Below are 20,682 nucleotides of genomic sequence, written 5' to 3'. Positions count from 1 at the left end.
GATGAATACTGAATATCGTAAAAACTTACCCGGTACTAAATTAGCTTACTTTGATGCTCGGGCAGCGGTCGAAGCGCTGAAGCCCGGCAGTTATGACAGCTTACCTTATACTTCGCGGGTTTTAGCTGAGCAATTGGTACGCCGTTGTGAGCCAGCCGTGTTAACCGCGTCCTTAGAACAGTTAATCGAAGGCAAACAAGATCTCGATTTTCCTTGGTATCCTGCGCGGGTAGTTTGCCATGATATTTTGGGGCAAACCGCTTTAGTTGATTTGGCAGGCTTACGTGATGCGATTGCCGAACAAGGTGGCGATCCGTCTAAGGTTAATCCGGTCGTTCCTACGCAATTAATTGTTGATCACTCATTAGCGGTTGAATACGCTGGCTTTGATCCCGAAGCCTTCCGTAAAAATCGTGAAGTGGAAGATCGTCGCAATGAAGATCGGTTTCATTTTATTGAGTGGACAAAAACAGCGTTTAAAAATGTCGATGTGATCCCTGCTGGCAATGGCATTATGCACCAAATCAATTTGGAGAAAATGTCACCGGTGATTCAAGTACGCGAGGGTGTCGCTTTTCCTGATACCTGCGTGGGGACGGATTCACATACTCCGCATGTTGATGCTTTAGGGGTGATTGCAATTGGCGTCGGGGGCTTAGAAGCCGAAACGGTGATGTTGGGTCATCCTTCGATGATGCGCTTGCCAGATATAGTCGGTGTGAAACTGACTGGCCAACGTCAAGCAGGTATTACTGCGACGGATATGGTGCTGGCTCTAACCGAGTTCTTACGTAAAGAACGGGTGGTGGGCGCTTATGTTGAATTCTTTGGTGAGGGTGCAGATAGCCTCTCCATCGGTGACCGCGCTACGATTTCCAATATGTGTCCAGAATATGGGGCAACGGCGGCGATGTTTTATATTGATGGGCAAACCATTGATTATTTGAAACTCACCGGCCGCGATCCAGAGCAAGTCAGCTTAGTTGAACACTATGCTAAGACCACTGGCTTATGGGCTGAGGCACTGAAAACAGCGCACTATCCACGAGTCTTAACGTTTGATCTATCGACGGTGGTGCGTAATATGGCCGGTCCGTCTAATCCCCATAAACGTTTACCTACGGCTGCTTTGCAAGAGCGCGGGATTGCCGATGAAGCTAAATTGGCAGCGGGTAAAGCCGATGCCGCCCAAGGTTTAATGCCAGATGGTGCGGTGATTATTGCTGCTATTACTTCTTGTACGAATACCTCGAATCCACGCAATGTGGTGGCTGCGGGTTTATTAGCGAAAAAAGCTAATCAATTGGGTTTGGTGCGTCAACCTTGGGTGAAATCTTCTTTTGCCCCCGGTTCGAAAGTGGCTGAGTTATATCTAAAAGAAGCGGGTTTGCTCACGGAGTTAGAGCAATTAGGCTTTGGCATTGTTGCCTTTGCGTGCACCACCTGTAATGGCATGTCAGGCGCTTTAGACCCCAAAATCCAGCAAGAAATTATTGATCGTGACTTGTATGCGACAGCGGTGCTATCGGGTAATCGTAATTTTGATGGGCGGATTCATCCTTATGCCAAGCAAGCTTTCTTAGCTTCGCCGCCTTTAGTGGTGGCCTATGCTATTGCCGGAACAGTACGCTTAGACATTGAGCAGGATGCTCTGGGTACGGATCATCAAGGCCAGCCAATTAAACTGAAAGATATTTGGCCGTCCGATGAGGAAATTGATGCCATTGTGGCGGCTAGTGTGAAGCCTGAGCAATTCAAACAAGTTTATATTCCGATGTTTGACTTAGGTAAGGTTGAGGCGGCGGCGAGTCCTTTATATGACTGGCGTCCACAGTCGACCTATATTCGCCGCCCACCGTATTGGGAAGGTGCCTTGGCTGGCGAACGTAGTTTGCAAGGCATGCGCCCGTTAGCCGTCTTGCCGGACAATATCACCACGGATCATTTATCACCTTCGAATGCTATTTTGCCCAATAGTGCTGCAGGTGAATATTTAGCAAAAATGGGTTTGCCGGAAGAAGATTTCAACTCTTATGCTACCCATCGTGGTGATCATTTGACCGCACAGCGCGCCACTTTCGCTAATCCACAATTAGTGAATGAAATGGCGGTGGTGGAGGGGCAGGTGAAGAAAGGTTCATTAGCACGGGTTGAGCCAGAAGGCCAAGTGATGCGGATGTGGGAAGCGATTGAAACCTATATGCAGCGTAAACAACCGCTGATTATTATCGCGGGCGCGGATTATGGGCAAGGCTCGAGTCGTGACTGGGCCGCTAAAGGTGTGCGCTTAGCCGGGGTCGAGGCAATTGTAGCTGAAGGTTTTGAGCGTATCCACCGGACCAATCTGGTTGGGATGGGGGTTTTACCCTTAGAGTTTAAAGCGGGTGAGACTCGCAAAACTTATGCCATCGACGGTACAGAATCCTATGATGTTGAAGGTGAACTCGCGCCACGTGCCACGTTGACCGTGGTGATGCACCGTCGCAATGGTGAAACCGTGCGTATTCCGGTGACTTGCCGTTTAGATACAGCAGCAGAAGTACGTGTCTATCAAGCGGGCGGCGTATTACAACGCTTTGCGCAGGACTTTCTCGAAGGAGCAGCGGCCTAATGTCTCAAGTCCCACAAATTAAAATCCCCGCGACTTATATGCGTGGGGGTACTAGTAAAGGCGTATTTTTTAGTCTTAATGACCTGCCCATAGCGGCTCAAGTCCCTGGTGCAGCTCGGGATAAAATGCTGTTGCGCGTCATTGGTAGCCCTGATCCTTATGGCAAGCAAATTGATGGCATGGGGGGCGCGACGTCGAGTACGAGTAAAACGGTGATTCTCGCTAAAAGCAGTCAGCCCGATCACGATGTCGATTATCTATTCGGTCAGGTGTCAATTGAGAGCGCTTTCGTGGATTGGAGTGGTAATTGCGGTAATTTATCGGCTGCGGTGGGTTCGTTTGCCATCTATGCAGGGCTAGTCGATCCAAGTCGTATCCCTGAAAATGGTCACTGCACCGTGCGCATTTGGCAGGCTAACATCAATAAAACCATTATTGCGCACATCCCGATAAGTCAGGGAGCAGTGCAAGAAACGGGTGATTTTGAGCTAGATGGGGTGACTTTCCCTGCAGCGGAAGTGCAGCTTGAATTTCTCGATCCGGCGGATGAAGGCGAAGATGGGGCGGGTGGTTCGATGTTCCCAACCGGAAATTTAGTCGATGACTTAGAAGTACCGGGGGTGGGCCGATTTAAAGCCACGATGATTAATGCAGGGATTCCGACCATTTTTATCAATGCTGAAGAACTGGGTTATACCGGTACTGAATTGCAAGAGGCGATTAATAGTGACCCTGCGGCCCTTAAGCGTTTTGAAACGATTCGTGCTTATGGTGCGCTCAAAATGGGGCTGATTAAAACCATCGAGGAAGCGGCTAAGCGTCAACATACGCCGAAAATTGCCTTTATCGCTCAGCCTAAAGACTATCTCTCCTCCAGTGGTAAAACCGTCACTGCGGATGAGGTGGATTTATTGGTACGCGCACTTTCAATGGGCAAATTACATCATGCAATGATGGGGACAGCGGCGGTGGCGATTGGTACTGCCGCTGCCGTCCCCGGTAGTTTAGTCAATTTAGTAGCTGGGGGCGGTGAGCGTAGTGCAGTTCGTTTTGGGCACCCTTCCGGTACTTTACGGGTAGGAGCACAAGCCAAACAAATCAACGGCGAATGGACAGTCACCAAAGCCATGATGAGTCGTAGCGCACGGATTTTAATGGAAGGTTGGGTGCGCATTCCGGGTGACACGTTTTAGGATTTTTCCGATAGGATAGGAGGAGATTAACGTGAGTTATAAAGCAGAATACGAACGTTCGATGAATGACCCTGAGGGCTTCTGGAAAGAGAAAGCTGAAGCACTGCAGTGGTATACATTCCCTGAGACGATTTTATCCAAAGATGAGCACGGTATTTATCGTTGGTTTGCGGATGGTGAGTTAAATACCGCGTATATGGCCTTAGATTATCATGTCGAGCAAGGTCGTGGTGAGCAAGTTGCGATTATTTATGACTCTCCGGTTAGCAACACCAAAGCTCAAGTCACTTATGCTGAACTGCTAAACCAAGTCGCTAAAACTGCTGGTATGCTCAGAGACTTAGGTGTGGGCAAGGGTGACCGTGTGGTGATCTATATGCCGATGATGGTGGAGGCTGTGGTGGGGATGTTAGCGACTGCTCGCCTAGGGGCGGTGCACTCGGTGGTATTCGGGGGGTTTGCACCACCTGAATTAGCGGTACGCTTAGAGGATGCTCAGCCTAAAGTGATTCTATCAGCTTCTTGTGGAATCGAAATCAGTCGGGTGATTGAATACAAACCCCTGTTAGATAAAGCGATTGAATTATCTTCACACAAGCCACAGGCCTGCGTTATTTTCCAACGTCCACAAGCGAGTTCACCCTTAATAGAGGGGCGTGATTATGATTGGGCGCAACAAGTTGCACAAGCTGAGCCAGCAGCTTGTGTTCCCGTTAAAGGGACTGATCCACTGTATATTCTGTATACCTCCGGTACGACCGGCAAGCCAAAAGGTGTAGTGCGGGAAAATGGTGGACATGCTGTTGCCCTGAATTACAGTATGCAAGCCATTTATAATGTGGGTATCGGTGATGTCTTCTGGGCTGCCTCGGATGTGGGTTGGGTGGTCGGGCATTCTTATATTGTCTATGCACCTTTGATTCGCGGTTGTACCACGGTTGTGTATGAAGGCAAACCCATTATGACCCCTGATGCAGGTGCGTTCTGGCGGGTTTGTGACGAGTATGGTGTGAAGGCTCTGTTTACTGCCCCTACAGCCTTCCGTGCTATTAAGAAAGAAGATGCTCACGGTGAGTTCTTCAAAAAGTATGATCTAAGCAAACTGCAAACCATCTTCTCGGCAGGCGAGCGTCTTGATCCACCGAGCCAAGAATGGCTGATGGAAAAAAGTGGCAAGCCGGTGATTGATCACTGGTGGCAAACTGAAACCGGATGGGGGATCACCGCTAATCTGCAGGGGATTGAGCCGATGCCGATTAAGCTTGGGTCTTCCACCATGCCGACACCGGGCTTTAATGTGCAAATTCTGGACGAAGCAGGCCAGCAGCTCAAAAATGGCGAGCAAGGTTATATCGCACTTAAATTACCTTTACCTCCGGCTTGTTTGGCGACCGTGTGGGGGAATGTCGATAAGTTTAAAGAAAGTTATTTATCGACGTTTGAAGGCTATTATGCCTCCGGTGATGGTGGTTATATTGATCAAGACGGTTATGTTTTCGTGATGGGACGGGTCGATGATGTGATTAATGTCGCAGGCCATCGTCTGTCTACTGGGGAAATGGAAGAAATCATCGGTAGTCATACCGTAGTCGCCGAATGTGCTGTCGTTGGACGCGATGATGATCTTAAAGGGCAAATTCCCATTGGCTTAGTGGTGTTGAAGTCGGGTGTCGAAATCGACGAAGCCAGTTTATCTAAAGAGCTAGTCACGATGATTCGCAATAGTATCGGTGCGATTGCTTGCTATAAAGATACCTATATTGTCAAACGCTTACCTAAAACCCGCTCTGGAAAAATCTTACGGAAAAACATGCGTCAGATGATCAATGGTGAGAATTATGTTGTGCCATCGACTATTGACGATCCGGGTATCATGCCAGAGATTGAGGCTCTGTTAAGAGAGCGTGGTGTAATTCGGTCTTAACAAGGCTGGTCGACCAAAGAACTTAGCAAGAAAGTTAGCCGGAAAATTAGCAGGGGAGTGGAGTACGCCCTTGCTATTAAATTGTTCAATCTTCAATCAATTTTCTCAACTAGTCTGGCTGAAAACCACCAACAGACTTTTATTAAATATTGGTTAAGATCTTGCGGTTTTAGTCATTTTCATACAGCTAGGTGGATTTTTCGGGCATAATCGTCGCCATTGCGGTTTTTGGTGCGATTTGAATGAAAGTGTTCCCTCAGTGTGGCGTTCCGGCTATCGGCTTGAGCCTTGTTATTAGTCTTTTATTGGGCTTAGCTGTGCCTAGTCTAGCGGCTGAAGATAAAACCATGACCGAAGCTAGCCCGCTTGATTCGACTAAGACCACGGATAATGAAGTGGATGAATCGGGTGCGCCCCTTAAGCAGGCTCCCATTGATTTAAGCAATACTGAGGCCGATGAAATGGCTCAGTCCATCGTGAAGATCTATACTACGGCTGAAAAAAACTCCACCCTTGCCCCGTGGAATTCAGACAGTGAGTCGATGATTGGTACGGGCTTTGTGATTCAAGGTAATCGTATTTTGACCAATGCCCATGTCGTGGAAAGTAGTACTTTCATTGAGTTACAGCGAGATGGTAAACCAGATCGTTATGAGGCTGAGGTACTGGCTATTTCTCATGAAGCTGATCTGGCTTTATTGAAAGTTAAAGAAGAGAGCTTTTTTAAAAAAGGCAAGTTTTTAGAGATTGGTGAGTTACCACGGGTGCATCAGGAAATCAGTGTCTATGGTTTCCCAACCGGGGGTGATACTTTAAGTGTGACCAAAGGCATCGTCTCACGGATTGAGTATTTGGAATATGCCCACAGTGGCTTAGCGTCGCAAGCGATTCAAATTGATGCAGCGATTAATCCGGGCAATAGTGGCGGTCCTGCTTTAGCAGGGAAAAAGGTCGTTGGTGTGGCTATGCAAGTGGCGGCGAATGGCGAAGAGAACATTGGCTATATGATTCCTCCTTCGATCATCAACCATTTCTTAAAAGACTTAGAGGATGGTCGTTATGATGGCTTTCCTGAGTTTGCGGTGGTGACTCAGCAATTAGTCAACCCAGCTTTACGGAGTAAGCATAATTTATCCAAAGAGCAAACAGGGGTATTGGTTACTAAAGTTTGTGCGGGGACTACCTCTGAGCAATACTTAAAAACTGGCGATATTATCACCAAAGTCGACAATGAACCGATTGAAAATAATGGCACGGTCTTATTTCAGCCGAGTAAATACATTGATTTTAATTATCGTGTTGACCAGCATCAACTGAATGATACTTTGCATCTGGATATTATTCGGGATGGCAAAGCCTTAGCCGTGCAGCTGCCTTTAGATAGAGCGGTCACTTCTGTATATACGCATGATAAAAAACCCCGTTATTTTATTTATGGGGGTTATGTGTTTACGCCAACTGAACTCTCCGAGGCTTGTCAAAAGCGTAAAGACTATGACAAAAATGAATTCAAAGATAAAACCGAAAATGTGAGTATTGTCAAGGTTTTAGCCTCGAGTAGTAATGTCGGTTATCATGATTTGGCGATGCGTATTCAAAGTATTAATGGGCAAACTTTCAACGATTTTCGTGAGTTTTATAAGTTATTGAAACAAGTGAGAACCCCCTTTATTACTTTAGAGGATATAGATGGTTATCAAGTGGTGATTAATCGTCAGGCGGCTGAGGCTGAGCAAGTTGAGCTGCTTAAACGCTATAATATGGAAAGTATTCAGTCACCCGATTTAGATGATTTGGAGGCTGAACTGGTTAAAGCCAAACTTTAGCCGTTTATCGCTTTGTCACGGTGCGCTATCTAACTCTGCTTATAATTCTTGATTATTGATTATAAAATAAATCAATTATCAATTAAAATTAATGTGTTGAGCATTGTCATGACAAAGATAAACAGCGCTCTATTCCTCAGCTTAGTGCTGTCGCTAGGCTGTTTAGGTAGCCAAGTAACTGCAGGTGGTTTATACCGTTGGGTCGATAGCAATGGTAAGGTGCATTATGCTGATAGTGTACCCCCCAATTATTCACAAGGTGGGCATGCAGAGTTAAATACTTTAGGTATGACCATTAAGAAAGTACCGGCGGCGAAAACCAGCGAGCAAGCCGCTGAAGATGATTGGATTCAAGATCTAGAAAGCAAGCACCAGAAATTGAAAGAACGCCAGCAGCAAGAGGATAAGGAGCTACTAGCGACCTTTTCCGATGTTAAGCAGTTAGATGAGGCACATCTGACACGGATGAAAATGCTTAAAGACAGCCGTGAACAAATGGAAGTCTTACGCGATAAGCTCAATCATGAGGTCATTGAGCTAAAAGCAGCCTTAGCTAAGGCTCAAGGTGCTGAGCAAAAGCGGGTACAAGGTTTCATTGATACCAAACTAAACAGCGTAAGCGATTATGAGATGGCTATTCAGCAAAGCTTAGCCGAGGAAAAAACAGCTGACTTGGCATTTCAAAAGCAACGAGCACGTTTCTTAGAGCTGCTTGATAAGCAACAAACCAAAGAAGCTAGCCAAGCTGGTTTAAAATAGCTTTTGCGTCTAAGTAGGAGTGTTGAATGCGGTTTAGACCTTGCTGGTTGTGCAGGATCAAACTGGGGAAGCTACTGACGCCTAATTGATCGGCTAAGTCTAGGTTTTGTTCGAGTTGATTCTGAATCTCGGGTGATTGCAAGTCGCAGGCAAAACGTGCTGAGTCTAAAGCTAGTTCTGTAGCCAAAGCCAGCAAAGTGCTAGTCTCAGAAGGATTGCGTGCTTGTTGATAATAGGCGTTTTGAATTGCCTCAAGCATCTTGCTACCTGCATTCAGCTGCTGAGCTTCAGCAGCTAACACGGCACGGCAGGCTGGGTAGGTCGAGCGCCGGGGTTGGCATTGAGTCCAAAAATCAAAATTAAAAATCGTAGCAGGAACAGTTTGGATGATTTGTTGCCAATTTGCCCGCACCTTATGCTGCATGGCGAGTGGCATCGGCTCTTCAGTGTCGGGTGCTAAGCCACCTAAGACGGTAGTTACTTGGAGCTGCCTAGGCAGTTGTTGTTGTACTTCGCGCCAGATCGGTCGAAAAGCATAACACCAGCTGCACATCGGATCGTAAATGTAGTAAAGCGTGGCGGTTTTAGTTGAATAGTTTGAATTTTGCATCAATAGGAAAAAAGTTTTAGATTGAAGGCTAAGCTTATCACAAGGATCACATGATGTTGCAAACTCGTATTCCACCGCCTATTTATGCCCTAGTTGCTGGATTTGGCATGTGGCTGCTAGATGCTTATTTACCGCTTTGGGTTGGGTTAAGTAGCCCGTGGAATCGTCTAGGTCTGGTTGTGATTCTAATCGCAGGCTTGGCTGATCTGTGGTCATTAGGCTTATTTTTCCGTGCACGTACCACCCCCAATCCGATGCAACCGCAGCGTAGCTCAAGCTTAGTCACTGAGGGTTTATATCGTTACACCCGTAATCCGATGTATGTCGGTATGCTCCTGATGTTATTCGGCTGGGGAATTTATTTGGGTAGTTTAAGTCCGCTGTTGGTATTGCCATTATTTGTTTGGGTGATTAATCACCAGCAAATTTTCCCAGAGGAAGCCGTACTCAGTGAAAAGTTTGGTGACCGTTATCAGCGCTATCGACAGTCTGTGCCACGTTGGTTATGGTGATAAACGTAAACACTCATGTCCTAAGCTAATTAAGGCTTTTTCTACTGCCGCTGACCAAGGTTGTGCGCAATTGATGCGAATACAGTTGGTATATTTTGAGCTGGCGGAAAATAAAACTCCGGGGGCGATGCTGACCTTATGTTCAATCATCCGATGCGTGAGTGCCAAGGTATCCATCCCGGTGGGGAGTTCCACCCAAAGTACAAAGCCTCCTTTGGGTTGAGAAATCCGCGTACCTTCCGGTAAATGCTTATGCAAAGTACGTGCGAACAAGCTGACTTGTTGTGCATAGTGAGTTTGTATTTGGCGCAAATAGCGCTCATGCCCACCGTGTTCTAAATAATCTGCCACGGCTAATTGCGATAAAGTAGGCGCGGCTAGATTAGTCACATACTTAAAATAAGTGGCACGTTCTAAATGCTCAGGGGGGAGTAGCATCCAGCCTAAACGTAGACCTTGGGCGATCGTTTTGGAGAAAGATGAGCAATAAATAACTCGTTGATGTTGATCAAAACTATGCAGGGAACGGGGGCGTTCGCCGTTATAAGCGAGATCGGCATAAATATCGTCTTCAATTAAAGTGACTTGGTAACGATGGCTGAGTTTGACTAAGGCAGCTTTATGAGCATCGCTTAATAAGCAACCTAAGGGATTATGAAAATTGGGTATCAAGACACACGCTTTAATCGGCCATTGTTCTAAAGCTAATTCTAGAGCTGGCAAACTCAGGCCTGTTTGTGGATCAGTCGGGATTTCTAAAGCTTTCATTCCCAGAGAGTCAATCACCTGCAACAGACCATAGAAGGTAGGTGATTCGATAGCAATAATATCCCCAGCCTCGGCCACGGTTCTTAGAGCGAGGGTTAAGGCTTCATGCCCACCATTGGTAATTAAAATCGCCTCAGGCTGAAGCCGATCACCACTGGCTAACATGCGCCGTGCAATTTGCTGTTGTAAACTGGGCAAGCCCGGTGGAAAAGCATAGTTTGCCGCTCGGTTATCATACAAACGCACGACTTTATTTAAACTGCGCTGCAAAGCACGCATGGGTAAAAAACTGGTATGCGGAACAGCAGCACCGAGTTGAATGAAGTCCTCCTGATTAACGACGCGGGCTAAATGTAAGGATAGCTCCTGACCACTGACTGGCATCGGGCGTTGAGGTGGGCTTGAAGCAGAGGGGAGGGCAGGTTTATTCCACGGTTGCTCACAAATGTAATAACCCGAACGCGGTCGCGCTTGTAAACTGCCTTCATTTTCCAGCTGGCGTTGGGCTTGAACGATAGTGGAAATACTGACTCCAAATTGTTGACTGAGCAGCCGCACACCGGGTAGACGTTCACCGGGAAGGTAAACACCCGTTTCAATCGACTGATGAATCCGATGCGCGATTTCGTGATAAAGCAGAGTCATGATGAGTCGACATCCTTCAGCAGTACAGCTTGATGAAGATTAAGCAGTACAGTTTTTAAAATTAAGAAACTGTACTGCTTAAATAGATTTTTTCTAAATCTGTATCGCTAGCTTAGCACCCTTTATGCTAAGTCCACTACAAAAAATGAGACTAAGGTAATGGATTTTCAGTTAATAGCCGCGATGTTTAGCTTTGCTTTTGTCACTTCTGCTACTCCAGGGCCGAATAATTTAATGCTGTTAGCGTCTGGGGCAAATTTTGGTTTTAAGCGTACAATTCCCCACATGCTGGGCATTGGTTGCGGTATGATTTTGCTCTTATTGGTTTGCTTAACAGGTTTAGGTGAAATCTTTACCCGCTTGCCTGCCGCACAAACCGCCTTAAAATTAGTGGGTGTGCTGTATTTATTATGGTTAGCGTGGAAAATTGCCAGTGCACCGGTTACAGAAGCCCCAGCTAATACCCCGGCTGAAAATGCAGCGAGTGATCAGCCCGTAAGAACTGCTCAGCCGCTGCGTTGGTGGCAAGCTGCTGCCTTTCAGTTTGTGAATCCTAAGGCTTGGATGATGGCCTTGGGTGCGGTCAGTAGTTTTACTTTAGCGGGTGAACAGTATTGGTTGTCGGGTTTGATATTAATGCTGGTATTTTTCTTGGTCAATGTACCCTCAGTCTCCATTTGGGCGGGCTTTGGTGTCGTCATCCAACAGTTTTTATCGAGTGCACGGCGCAAGCGTCAATTTAATATTCTAATGGGCTTGTTAACGGCTGCTACGGTTTGGATGATCGTTGGTGTATAAATTTTGGAGTAAAAGAAATCATGTTTGAGCATGCGCGTTGTTGGGTAAATGGTCAGTTAGTTCCTGCTGAGCAGGCAAGTGTTTCTGTGTTTGATCACGGCTTTTTATATGGCGATGGGATTTTTGAAGGTGTGCGGTTTTACAATAAACGTGCTTTCCGTTTGCCGCTGCACTTAAAACGTTTACAACGCTCGGCTGCTGCCTTACAACTGCAAATTCCGCATGAAGAGGTATTTATTCAAGCTGTCTATGCCGTGATTGAAGCTTCTGAGTTACAAGATGGCTATTTGCGCATTATTGCTACCCGTGGGGTCGGTGTTTTAGGAATTAATCCAGCCACTTGCAAAGAACCGGGGGTGATTGTGATTGCTGATCAATTACAAATGGTCAGTGATGCAGAACGTGCTAAAGGGATTCGAGCGATTATTACCGCGACTCGCCGTTCGCAACCCGACCGCTTAGATCCGCGCATTAAAAGTTTGAATTATCTGACCTCTATCTTCGCACGGATGGAAGCGAATTTCGCAGGTGTGGAAGAGGGGATTTTATTAAATGATCGTGGTTGTGTGGCAGAGGGGACAGCGGAAAATATTTTCATTATGCGCGACGGTGAACTACTCACGCCGGCACCCACAGAAGGGGCTTTAGCCGGAATAACCCGAGCGACGGTGTTAGAGTTAGCGGCTCAGTTAGGGATAAAAACTCGTGAAACCGTCTTGACTGCTTATGATCTATATTCTGCAGATGAATGCTTTTTTACAGGTACGGGGGCGCGGTTAATTCCGGTGCGGGAAATTGATGGACGCAAAATCCAAACTTGCCCCGGTGAGGCGTATCAACGCTTGGCGGTTGCCTTTGCTGACTTAGTGCATCAAGAAACGACTAGCCTTAGCCCTTAATTAGGGAGGTGGTATGCAGCAAATTTTACGCTCAAGCTTAGTCAAACGGCGCAAAATGATTGAGGCGGAGTGGATTCAATGGATTGCGGGTAATCATGATTTTAACATGGATAGCATCCGTAGTGATATTCAGGGGTCATGGCAACGTAGTGTAACGGTAGCTATTCAACAAGGCCAAGCCCCTGCTGATGATGCTTATCTGACCTCCAAACTTTGGAAGGAATCTGTAATCCGTCAAGCGGCTGAACGTGAGCAAGAGCAAATCATTCAACTGGCTAGAGAGGGGGAGTTAGTCGCAGCGATTGCCGATGCTTCAGGGCGGTTACTGTGGACGAGCGCTAGTCGGCACATGCAAGCGCGTGCGGAGGCTGTTAATTTCACCGCAGGCGGGCGTTGGGATGAGCGCTCGGTAGGGACGAATGCGGTCGGTTTATCCTTAAGTCTTAAATCAGCGGTGACAGTATTTTCTTCAGAGCATTATCAGCCTTTTGTGCATGATTGGGTGTGTTATGCAGCACCGATTATTCATCCCCAATCGGGTGAATGTGTCGGTATTTTAGATCTCTCTACGACTTGGAAGCGGCATACACCCTTAGGTCAAGCGGCAGTGACAGAATTAGCGCGTTCGATTGCCCGCTGTTTACCCCATCAGTTACCGCGAGCCGAACTCGAGGTCTATGCTTTAGGCCAACCTCGAGTTCTGTTTCGTGGTCAGCCACTGGTTTTACCCCAGCGCTATTTAGAAATGCTCTGCCTATTACTATTAAATCCGCAAGGGTTAAGTTTAGAGGCCTTTCATGCGGCCTTATACCGCGATGCTGTGGCCTCAACGGCTACTTTAAAAGCTGAAATTTCTCATTTACGCCGTATTTTGGATGGAAAAATTGGTTCACGTCCCTATCGGTTGTTGATTCCAGTTTGGGCGGATTTTATTCAAATTTGGCAGGCCTTGCGTGAGCAAAAAACCAATGAGGCTTTAGCCTTGTATCGTGGTCCGCTTATGTCTTCATCAGATTCGCCTGCCTTAAATGAATGGCGTCATTGTATTAATGTGGTTATGGATCAGGTTTTAGATACTTGCACCGAACCGAGTGTGTTAGTGGATCAAATTTGCTCTAATCCGTCAGGTAGTCATTTAGTCCGAGAGCGGCTGGTGGAACTGCTAGCGAACCCTAGGCTAAGTTGGTGAGCGCAGAGCGGCTAAATAGGTAGGCTCATACCTTTGCAGAGCAACCTTCAAGGCTTTCGCCTCTATGAGCGGGGATAAAGCCCGTGCTAAAATATTGCAATTCCATAATCCGATCATAGGCTGCTCAGCAAAAGCATAGCGACCTTGCTCATCAGCGGCGCTACTCACACAATCGGGCTTACGCTCAGGATTGAAGCAACTTTCACCTAAATCAAGGGTGAGTCCTAGAATCGACTGATTATCAGTATTCATCATCCCATGTACAAAACCGACATTTTGCCATTGCGCAATCAGTTTGGCAGTGCGCTCCACCACAGCTTGGAAAAAAGCCGCATAAGCTTGAGTACTCGCAAGACAGTCTGGGTAATACTGTTGGATGACGAAATCGGTTAATTGCTGAAGTTCTGAATATTTACGCTCGAAATAATACAACTCAAAATGTCCAAAGCGAATAAAGCTCGGTGCTAAGCGCGTTAAGATAGCCGCCGCTTGAAAACCTTGCCGGTACACCTGACGACTGCCTGCAGTCAAAGCTAAACAACGGACAGTGGGAATCCCCCAAGCCGCTAATTGCTCGCTGATTTCATATTCTTGTAGGCCTTCACTTAAACCGACTAAGCCATCTGCATGGCGGGCATAAGCTGTTTTGCCAGCACCTTTGAGTTGCCATTCTAAATACCCGTCTACGGTTTCAATGCCGCCTAACAGGATGCTGCGGCCATCCCCTAAAAATGGATTGAATTTACCTAATTGATGCCCTGCATAGGCCTGTGCTAGGGGTTGCATACCATCAAGTAGTCGGTTGCCGCTACAGACGGGTAGGCAGTCAGCATGGGTGAACATGCAAGGATCTAAACCAAGCTGGGTCGCTAAGGTTAAATTAGTCCGCACAAAATAAGGCTCAATTAAACCTTGTGGAATCGTCGGGGTAAAAAAATCCGCTCCTAACGAGTAGAAGCGGTTAGAAAATACAAGGTCAGACCAAGACTTCTGCATAAAATCGAGAATTACAGTCTGGTGTAATTCTCGAACACGAGGAGAAGACTTAGAAGAAACCTAGAGGATTGATGTCGTAGCTGACTAACAAGTTTTTAGTTTGTTGGTAATGATCGAGCATCATTTTGTGGGTTTCACGCCCGACCCCTGATTTTTTGTAGCCACCAAAAGCCGCATGAGCGGGATATAAATGATAGCAATTAGTCCAGACGCGCCCTGCTTGAATACCACGACCCATGCGATAAGACAGATTCATATCCCGAGTCCAAACCCCAGCGCCTAAGCCAAATTCAGTATCATTAGCAATCGCTAACGCTTCGGCTTCATCTTTGAAAGTAGCGACAGACACGACCGGGCCAAAGATTTCCTCTTGGAAAACCCGCATATTATTAGTACCTTTTAATAAAGTAGGTTTCACATAGAAGCCTTCTTTATAATCGCCGGTTAATTCTTCAACCCCACCGCCCAACAGGACTTGTGCGCCTTCCTGTTTGCCAATGTCGATATAGCTGAGGATTTTCTCAAATTGCTCTTGCGAGGCTTGTGCACCCACCATGACTTCAGTATCTAAAGGATTGCCACGTTTGATCTGAGCGGCACGTTCCGCCACCATGCCGATGAATTTTTCATAAATCGACTCTTGTACCAATAAACGCGAAGGGCAGGTACAGACTTCGCCTTGGTTAAAGAAGGCTAACACCGCCCCTTCAACTGCTTTACTAACGAAGGCGTCCTCTTGATCAAGCACATCAGCGAAGTAAATATTTGGTGATTTGCCACCTAACTCTACCGTTGAAGGAATAATATTATCGGCTGCATATTTCATAATCAGCGAGCCAACCGGTGTTGAGCCGGTAAAGGCGATTTTGGCAATCCGCTTATTGGTTGCCAACGCTTTACCTGCTTCAGTACCAAAGCCATTTACAATATTCAGTACCCCTGCTGGCAATAAATCACCAATCAGCTCAGCAAATAATAAAATAGAGGCTGGAGTTTGCTCAGCGGGCTTCAATACCACACAGTTGCCTGCAGCTAACGCGGGAGCAAGCTTCCATGCAGCCATTAACAAGGGGAAGTTCCACGGAATAATTTGGCCAACAACACCTAAAGGTTCATGGAATTGATAAGAAACCGTATTGTGATCAATTTCACCCATCGTGCCTTCTTGCGCTCGAATGCAACCTGCGAAATAACGGAAATGATCCGCGACTAAGGGAATATCCGCATTTAGGGTTTCACGCACGGCCTTGCCATTGTCCCAAGTTTCGGCAACGGCTAACTGTTCTAGATGGGCTTCTACCCGATCCGCAATTTTCAGCAGGATATTAGAGCGTGCAGTGACTGAAGTTTTACCCCAAGCATCTTTTGCAGCATGAGCAGCATCTAAAGCTAACTCGATGTCTTCGGCGCTCGAGCGTGGGATTTTGGTGAAGGCTTTACCATTGACGGGTGAAATATTATCAAAATATTCACCTTTAACCGGAGCAACCCATTGGCCACCGATATAATTTTCGTATTGTGATTTGAAATTGACGACTGCGCCGTCGGTATTGGGATTTGCGTATTGCATATTCCTAGCACTCCTCTTTGCAATTTGAATATAAGACTCATCAGGCGAGTCTCGCGCCTGTTAAGCCTTAGGCTAGAACAAAGAGGGTAGGAAGAAGGTAGGCTGATAACCTACCTTTTACCAACGTGTTTCGACGGGTTCAGCAGGATAATCAAGGGATGACTTGCGTTTGTTTAGCGTCTGCTGAGTACTTACCGCCGAATTTACCAACGGAATAGGTTTGGGTTTAAAATCAGGTAGAGGCACAGGTAAATCAGCCCATAAGTGCAGCGGTTTGGGCTGTTGACGATCTTCGTCAGGACTAGTGCTAAAGGTACTATTAAATAATTGTACCTCATCAGCGGTCGGTGGCGAATAAGTATCACGTAATTTAAGCAAGGCATCTCGCAAGCCTTGCGCGTGAGCTAGGCTCATGGCTTTTCCCTCGCAGGCCAACAGTCAGTTTAGTTTACACCACCGGTTTACGAGCAATAAAGGCGCTCACTGGCCGCCCATCGTCTAATACTTCGATTTCATCTAATAATAGCTCAAAGCCTTGAAATTGTTCAGCTAATTCATGTGGGGCTAATAAAAATTTGGGATTGCGTGGTCGACCCACTCTTGTGTTTTCACAGCCTTGCATAAAAGTCTGGTAGATAATCAAGCCACCCGGTTTTAATAAATTGCGCAGCAAAGGAAAGAGGGGACGATGCAGGTAACGGGCGACACAAATTAAGCCAAAGCTTGCCGCCGCGAATTCTGGTAAGGGATTTGCTTGGGTTTCTAAGTCCCGCTGGAGCGTTCTTATGTTTAGGCCTTGACTTCGAGCTAATTGCTGTACTCGTGTCAAGGAGTCTGCTGACCAATCTACGCCCGTCATTTCCCAACCCTTTTGGGCTAAGTAAATTAAATCTCGCCCCGCGCCACAGCCTAAATCTAAGCCCTGACTGGCTTGAATCCGATAGCGAGACATCAATTCCTGTACAAAAACCTGCACTAAAGGCGCTGCTTGCCACCATTGGCGTGATTGTGGTCCTGTTTCTAATCGGCCTGCTTGCTTAAGTTGCTCAGCAAGTGGGTCAGACCACACAAGATCCTCGAGTAATTGATAGCCACGCTCTAATAAAAAGGCTCGGGCGATGGCTAAATCATCTGTTTGGCCACAGAGTTGTAAAGTTTGTGAGCGTTTTGGCAATTCATGGAGACGTGCAAATAAAGCAGACGCAGGTAAGGAACAGGCGCCTTGGTGATGGCCTAACACATAGTCAGCCTCGGGGCGACAGTCGATTAAAGCAGCAATAGCAGTAGAATGAATCATGAAAGTTAATCACTTAGGCGTGGGGGTAGGGGCGAGAGGTTTCGGTTTGAGGATGTAAAGCCGCATTTTTTGTTTCATATGGCCTGCCCAAGTTTCTGCTTGCTGACCCGTACCGAAGAAAAAATCACCGCGTAATTCGCCTTTAATTGCTCCCCCGGTATCCTGCGCAAACATTAAGCGCTGCAAAGGTTGTTGAGTATCAGGATAAGTGGTATCTACCCACATCAGACTGCCTAAACTAATCATTTTCCGATCCACAGCTAAGCTGCGTCCAGCTGTTAAGGGTACGCCTAAAGAACCAACTGGCCCTTGATCAAGGTTGTCACGCAAACTAAAAAATACATAACTGGGATTTTCATTGAGGAGTTTATCCGCTTCATCAGGATGCTCGCGAATCCATTGCTTAATTGAAAACATATTAATCGTGCCCGCTTGTAATTTACCCCATTCTTGTAAGCGTTTGCCAATCGCAACATAAGGTAGGCCATTTTGATTGGCATAAGCTACCCCGATGACTTTGCCATCCGGTAATTGCACTCGTCCTGAGCCTTGAATATGCAGGAAAAATAAATCTTCTTTATTGTCAACCCAAACGATTTCTTGCCCTGCTAACGGTTGAGTTGGGCCATCAATGGTAGCCCGGTCATAATAGGCAATCACTCGATTACCTTCGACTAACCGCCCACGTACTCGTTTATCTTTTAATTCTGGAAATAGCCCAGCTAATTCAATGGTCAGCATATCTTGGGGTGGGCGATAAATCGGATATTGAAAGCGGTCACTGGGTTCGAAGCTACCTTGTAAGAGTGGCTCATAATAGCCCGTTAGCAAGCCTTCGGGTTTAAGGTTTTCACCAAATAATTGATAAGGGGTAAAAAATTGCTCAAAAAAAGCCCGTGCACTGGCAGAGTCAGTCACAGGATGACTGTAAGCTGCTTGGCAAATAGCCGCCCAGCTCTCTTCTTTTTTAGCCATAGCACCACAATTACTGAGTAAAGCAGGCCATGCTTCTTGAGCTTGATCTAAATTCCAGCCCGGAACTTCTGCCCAAGTAAGTGCTTCACTGATGATCGGGCCGGTAGGTGTGGCTGGTTTGGGTACGGGGTCTTGATCTTGGCAGGCTGTTAAAGCCAAGGCGCAAGCGAGTATGAACCCTAATTTCCGAGCTTGGCGAAGCTTGAGCATAGCAGCATCCTAGTTGATTAAGCCTGCATTATTAAAAAAAATCGCAGTTTCTACAATTTACGGGCGTTTAATTCAGGTGTGGCGTTCAGATTTTAGGCAGCTCCTAGGGTTTATGCTTGGAGTGTTTGCAGCTATGAATACTTATGTATACAGTAGGCAACCAAGTTGGTGGGCTTTTCCAACGTAGTATGGCACTGACGTTGTGCGGCCCAATCATTCATGGATTGAGATTCGGGCTTGCGATTGATGAAAAAAATTCTTATGACTGCCTTTAGTTTAGCGTTAGCGAGTCAGCTGGCTTTAGCACAAACAGACCCTAAACCCAGTGCAAAAATGCCTCAGGCTACCCATACCCAAACCACCCAAGCGACTCAACAGGATGCAACCCCTGGTGAAGTACGCTTAATTCCGATGCTGAATAAAGCTCAGCCTTATGAATTAGCCGCGAAATTGCAATGGAATCCGCATGATAAGCGTTGGGATAAAGTCCTCGTTTTATACAATGGTGCGAGTAAACCCCCCGCTGATCATCCGGTTTGGGCTTATTTCAAAGCACTGGGCTTACCTGACCGTGCACCGAGTAAACCGGGGGAGAATCTGGCTTATCGCCCGTTTCATGCGAATGCTTATTGTGATGGCACAACCCCTTTAAGCCGTGGGCAAGCGATGCGGGTGAGCTTTGATGAGAATGACTTAGGGGGGTACGGACAAAAAGATTATTTTCGGGATTGGAATTGTCCACAATGGGGGATGGGTTTAAAAAATCTGGCGATTGTGAATGGGAAAGAATCACGAACAGGGAAAGATAAAACCTTAAGAGTTAAGCTTTTAAAGGGGTTATCCGGTTGTGATACGGAGCAAAGCTGTATTAACTGGAAACCACAACTCGGCGAGAAATTCGATAGTTTATATTATACCTATTGGGTGAAATTTCCTGAGGGTTTTGATCCCGTTTTGGGTGGCAAGCTGCCCGGGATTGGCAATGAAAATGCGCGCACGGGTGGAGGTAAACCCACTGGACATGATGGCTGGAGTGTGCGCGTGATGTGGGATCGACACGGTAAACTAGGCCAGTATGTTTATCACATGGATCAGCCCAGCCATTTCGGCGATTTTCTGGAGTGGAAGGGGGTTGAAATTCAAAAAGGTAAATGGCAGCAGATTAAAACCTATGTAAAGCTAAACTCACCGGGTAAACGGGATGGGATCATCAAAACTTGGTTAGATGGTAAACCAGTCTTAGCCAGAAGTGATTTGCGTTTTCAAAGCGGAGATAATCTGAAAATTGAGCGTTTTTTATTCTCGGTGTTTTATGGGGGTAGTGGCCCTGAATGGGCACCAAATTATGATAATGTGATTTATTTGGATGATTTTATGATTTCGCTCCAACCCCTTTAGTGCTTCAGCATAAACCAGCCAAGGATGAGTCAGCTGGGCTGGTTTATCCTCCGCGCCGTAAAACCCCGTACTTCAGTACGGGGATACAAGGCAGATCGGCGATAGCCGATTAATGCGGTGTGTCTTGTTGCTCAATATATTGCCGACAAAGACTAAACGCATCTCATCCAGAATAGATTGGGTGAACACCTTGCGTCGATACTGGGTCACAAAGATCAAAAGACTTGTTTTTGGGTTGTCAATGTTATCCCAATGGGTTAATATTAGACCCATAGGATAGTAATGCCAATACATTGGGATAACAAAATGGATTCTGATAAAGAAGTTCGTTTAAACATTAGAATTGAAGAAAGTTTAAAAAACTTGCTACAAGAAGCTGCAAACCTTGAATCTAGAACCGTCACAAGCTTTGTGATTAATGCGTTAAAGCAGCATATTTCTCAACAGCACCCACAGCTACTCGATCAAAGCAAACTAGAGGCAGCCGACTAAATGCCTGTGG

18 protein-coding genes are annotated in these 20,682 nt (G+C 46.5%); 11 read left to right on the top strand and 7 right to left on the bottom strand.

Translation table 11 applies throughout. The annotated features are described in order from the left end of the window. Position 1: 1 nt before the first annotated feature. The 5 genes from acnD to B5D50_RS16400 all read left to right on the top strand — a co-directional run bounded on the left by acnD (position 2) and on the right by B5D50_RS16400 (position 8,313). A complete protein-coding gene (gene acnD, locus B5D50_RS16420; protein ID WP_078923742.1) occupies positions 2 to 2,611 on the top strand; it encodes a Fe/S-dependent 2-methylisocitrate dehydratase AcnD in 2,610 nt (869 codons plus the stop codon). After that, positions 2,611 to 3,804, top strand: a complete 1,194-nt coding sequence (gene prpF / locus B5D50_RS16415; protein WP_078923741.1) for a 2-methylaconitate cis-trans isomerase PrpF — start codon at positions 2,611 to 2,613, stop codon at positions 3,802 to 3,804. Before acnD ends, prpF begins: the two co-directional genes overlap by 1 nt. 31 nt (positions 3,805 to 3,835) lie before the next feature. Beyond that, entirely contained in the window at positions 3,836 to 5,728 is a 1,893-nt protein-coding gene (locus B5D50_RS16410; RefSeq protein ID WP_078923740.1) for a propionyl-CoA synthetase, read from the top strand. Between the two features lie 242 nt (positions 5,729 to 5,970). After that, the gene (locus B5D50_RS16405; RefSeq protein ID WP_234975912.1) at positions 5,971 to 7,554 is read left to right on the top strand and encodes a S1C family serine protease; all 1,584 of its coding nucleotides are present in this window, start codon (positions 5,971 to 5,973) and stop codon (positions 7,552 to 7,554) included. Positions 7,555 to 7,662: 108 nt separating this feature from the next. Continuing rightward, on the top strand, positions 7,663 to 8,313 hold the full coding sequence (locus tag B5D50_RS16400) for a DUF4124 domain-containing protein (protein WP_143594398.1): 651 nt from the start codon (positions 7,663 to 7,665) through the stop codon (positions 8,311 to 8,313). On the opposite strand, the gene B5D50_RS16395 is transcribed toward B5D50_RS16400, so the two are convergent. Next, on the bottom strand, positions 8,291 to 8,923 hold the full coding sequence (locus tag B5D50_RS16395; protein WP_078923738.1) for a DsbA family protein: 633 nt from the start codon (positions 8,921 to 8,923) through the stop codon (positions 8,291 to 8,293). The two genes, B5D50_RS16400 and B5D50_RS16395, sit on opposite strands and share 23 nt — an antisense overlap. A gap of 50 nt (positions 8,924 to 8,973) precedes the next feature. Between B5D50_RS16395 and B5D50_RS16390 the strand changes: the two genes are divergently transcribed. After that, complete coding sequence (locus B5D50_RS16390) at positions 8,974 to 9,435, top strand: methyltransferase family protein (RefSeq protein ID WP_234975911.1); 462 nt, start codon at positions 8,974 to 8,976, stop codon at positions 9,433 to 9,435. Here B5D50_RS16390 and B5D50_RS16385 read toward each other — a convergent pair. Beyond that, positions 9,427 to 10,848 carry an aminotransferase-like domain-containing protein gene (locus B5D50_RS16385; RefSeq protein ID WP_078923736.1) on the bottom strand — a complete coding sequence of 474 codons (1,422 nt, stop codon included), beginning with the start codon at positions 10,846 to 10,848 and terminating at the stop codon, positions 9,427 to 9,429. The two genes, B5D50_RS16390 and B5D50_RS16385, sit on opposite strands and share 9 nt — an antisense overlap. A gap of 159 nt (positions 10,849 to 11,007) precedes the next feature. On the opposite strand from B5D50_RS16385, the gene B5D50_RS16380 reads away from it, so the two are divergent. Genes B5D50_RS16380 through B5D50_RS16370 form a run of 3 tightly spaced genes read left to right on the top strand, consistent with a single transcriptional unit; the run spans position 11,008 to position 13,734 of the window. Then, complete coding sequence (locus B5D50_RS16380; RefSeq protein WP_078923735.1) at positions 11,008 to 11,646, top strand: LysE family translocator; 639 nt, start codon at positions 11,008 to 11,010, stop codon at positions 11,644 to 11,646. Positions 11,647 to 11,666: 20 nt separating this feature from the next. Then, positions 11,667 to 12,545: a branched-chain-amino-acid transaminase gene (gene ilvE, locus B5D50_RS16375; RefSeq protein ID WP_078923734.1), complete on the top strand. Its 879-nt coding sequence runs from the start codon at positions 11,667 to 11,669 to the stop codon at positions 12,543 to 12,545. Positions 12,546 to 12,558: 13 nt separating this feature from the next. Continuing rightward, on the top strand, positions 12,559 to 13,734 hold the full coding sequence (locus tag B5D50_RS16370; RefSeq protein ID WP_078923733.1) for a sigma-54-dependent transcriptional regulator family protein: 1,176 nt from the start codon (positions 12,559 to 12,561) through the stop codon (positions 13,732 to 13,734). Here the strand turns inward: B5D50_RS16370 and B5D50_RS16365 are convergent. The 5 genes from B5D50_RS16365 to mltA all read right to left on the bottom strand — a co-directional run bounded on the left by B5D50_RS16365 (position 13,723) and on the right by mltA (position 18,782). Further along, complete coding sequence (locus B5D50_RS16365) at positions 13,723 to 14,730, bottom strand: protein adenylyltransferase SelO family protein (RefSeq protein WP_078923732.1); 1,008 nt, start codon at positions 14,728 to 14,730, stop codon at positions 13,723 to 13,725. The two genes, B5D50_RS16370 and B5D50_RS16365, sit on opposite strands and share 12 nt — an antisense overlap. Before the next feature lie 49 nt (positions 14,731 to 14,779). Beyond that, on the bottom strand, positions 14,780 to 16,300 hold the full coding sequence (gene exaC / locus B5D50_RS16360) for an acetaldehyde dehydrogenase ExaC (RefSeq protein ID WP_078923731.1): 1,521 nt from the start codon (positions 16,298 to 16,300) through the stop codon (positions 14,780 to 14,782). A gap of 117 nt (positions 16,301 to 16,417) precedes the next feature. Continuing rightward, positions 16,418 to 16,714, bottom strand: a complete 297-nt coding sequence (locus tag B5D50_RS16355) for a hypothetical protein (RefSeq protein ID WP_078923730.1) — start codon at positions 16,712 to 16,714, stop codon at positions 16,418 to 16,420. 34 nt (positions 16,715 to 16,748) lie between these two features. Beyond that, on the bottom strand, positions 16,749 to 17,597 hold the full coding sequence (locus B5D50_RS16350) for a methyltransferase domain-containing protein (protein WP_234975910.1): 849 nt from the start codon (positions 17,595 to 17,597) through the stop codon (positions 16,749 to 16,751). A gap of 9 nt (positions 17,598 to 17,606) precedes the next feature. Then, positions 17,607 to 18,782 (bottom strand): murein transglycosylase A, encoded by a 1,176-nt coding sequence (gene mltA, locus B5D50_RS16345; RefSeq protein WP_078923729.1) that lies wholly within the window; start codon positions 18,780 to 18,782, stop codon positions 17,607 to 17,609. 246 nt (positions 18,783 to 19,028) lie between these two features. Between mltA and B5D50_RS16340 the strand changes: the two genes are divergently transcribed. Both B5D50_RS16340 and B5D50_RS16335 read left to right on the top strand, forming a co-directional pair. Next, positions 19,029 to 20,180: a polysaccharide lyase gene (locus B5D50_RS16340; RefSeq protein ID WP_234975909.1), complete on the top strand. Its 1,152-nt coding sequence runs from the start codon at positions 19,029 to 19,031 to the stop codon at positions 20,178 to 20,180. A gap of 306 nt (positions 20,181 to 20,486) precedes the next feature. Beyond that, positions 20,487 to 20,672: a type II toxin -antitoxin system TacA 1-like antitoxin gene (locus B5D50_RS16335; protein WP_159448660.1), complete on the top strand. Its 186-nt coding sequence runs from the start codon at positions 20,487 to 20,489 to the stop codon at positions 20,670 to 20,672. Positions 20,673 to 20,682: the final 10 nt, after the last annotated feature.

This window comes from Thiothrix eikelboomii, from assembly GCF_900167255.1.
Classification (GTDB): domain Bacteria; phylum Pseudomonadota; class Gammaproteobacteria; order Thiotrichales; family Thiotrichaceae; genus Thiolinea; species Thiolinea eikelboomii.
The sequence above is the reverse complement of the archived record's forward strand: the minus strand, read 5'-3'. Positions and strand labels throughout refer to the sequence as shown.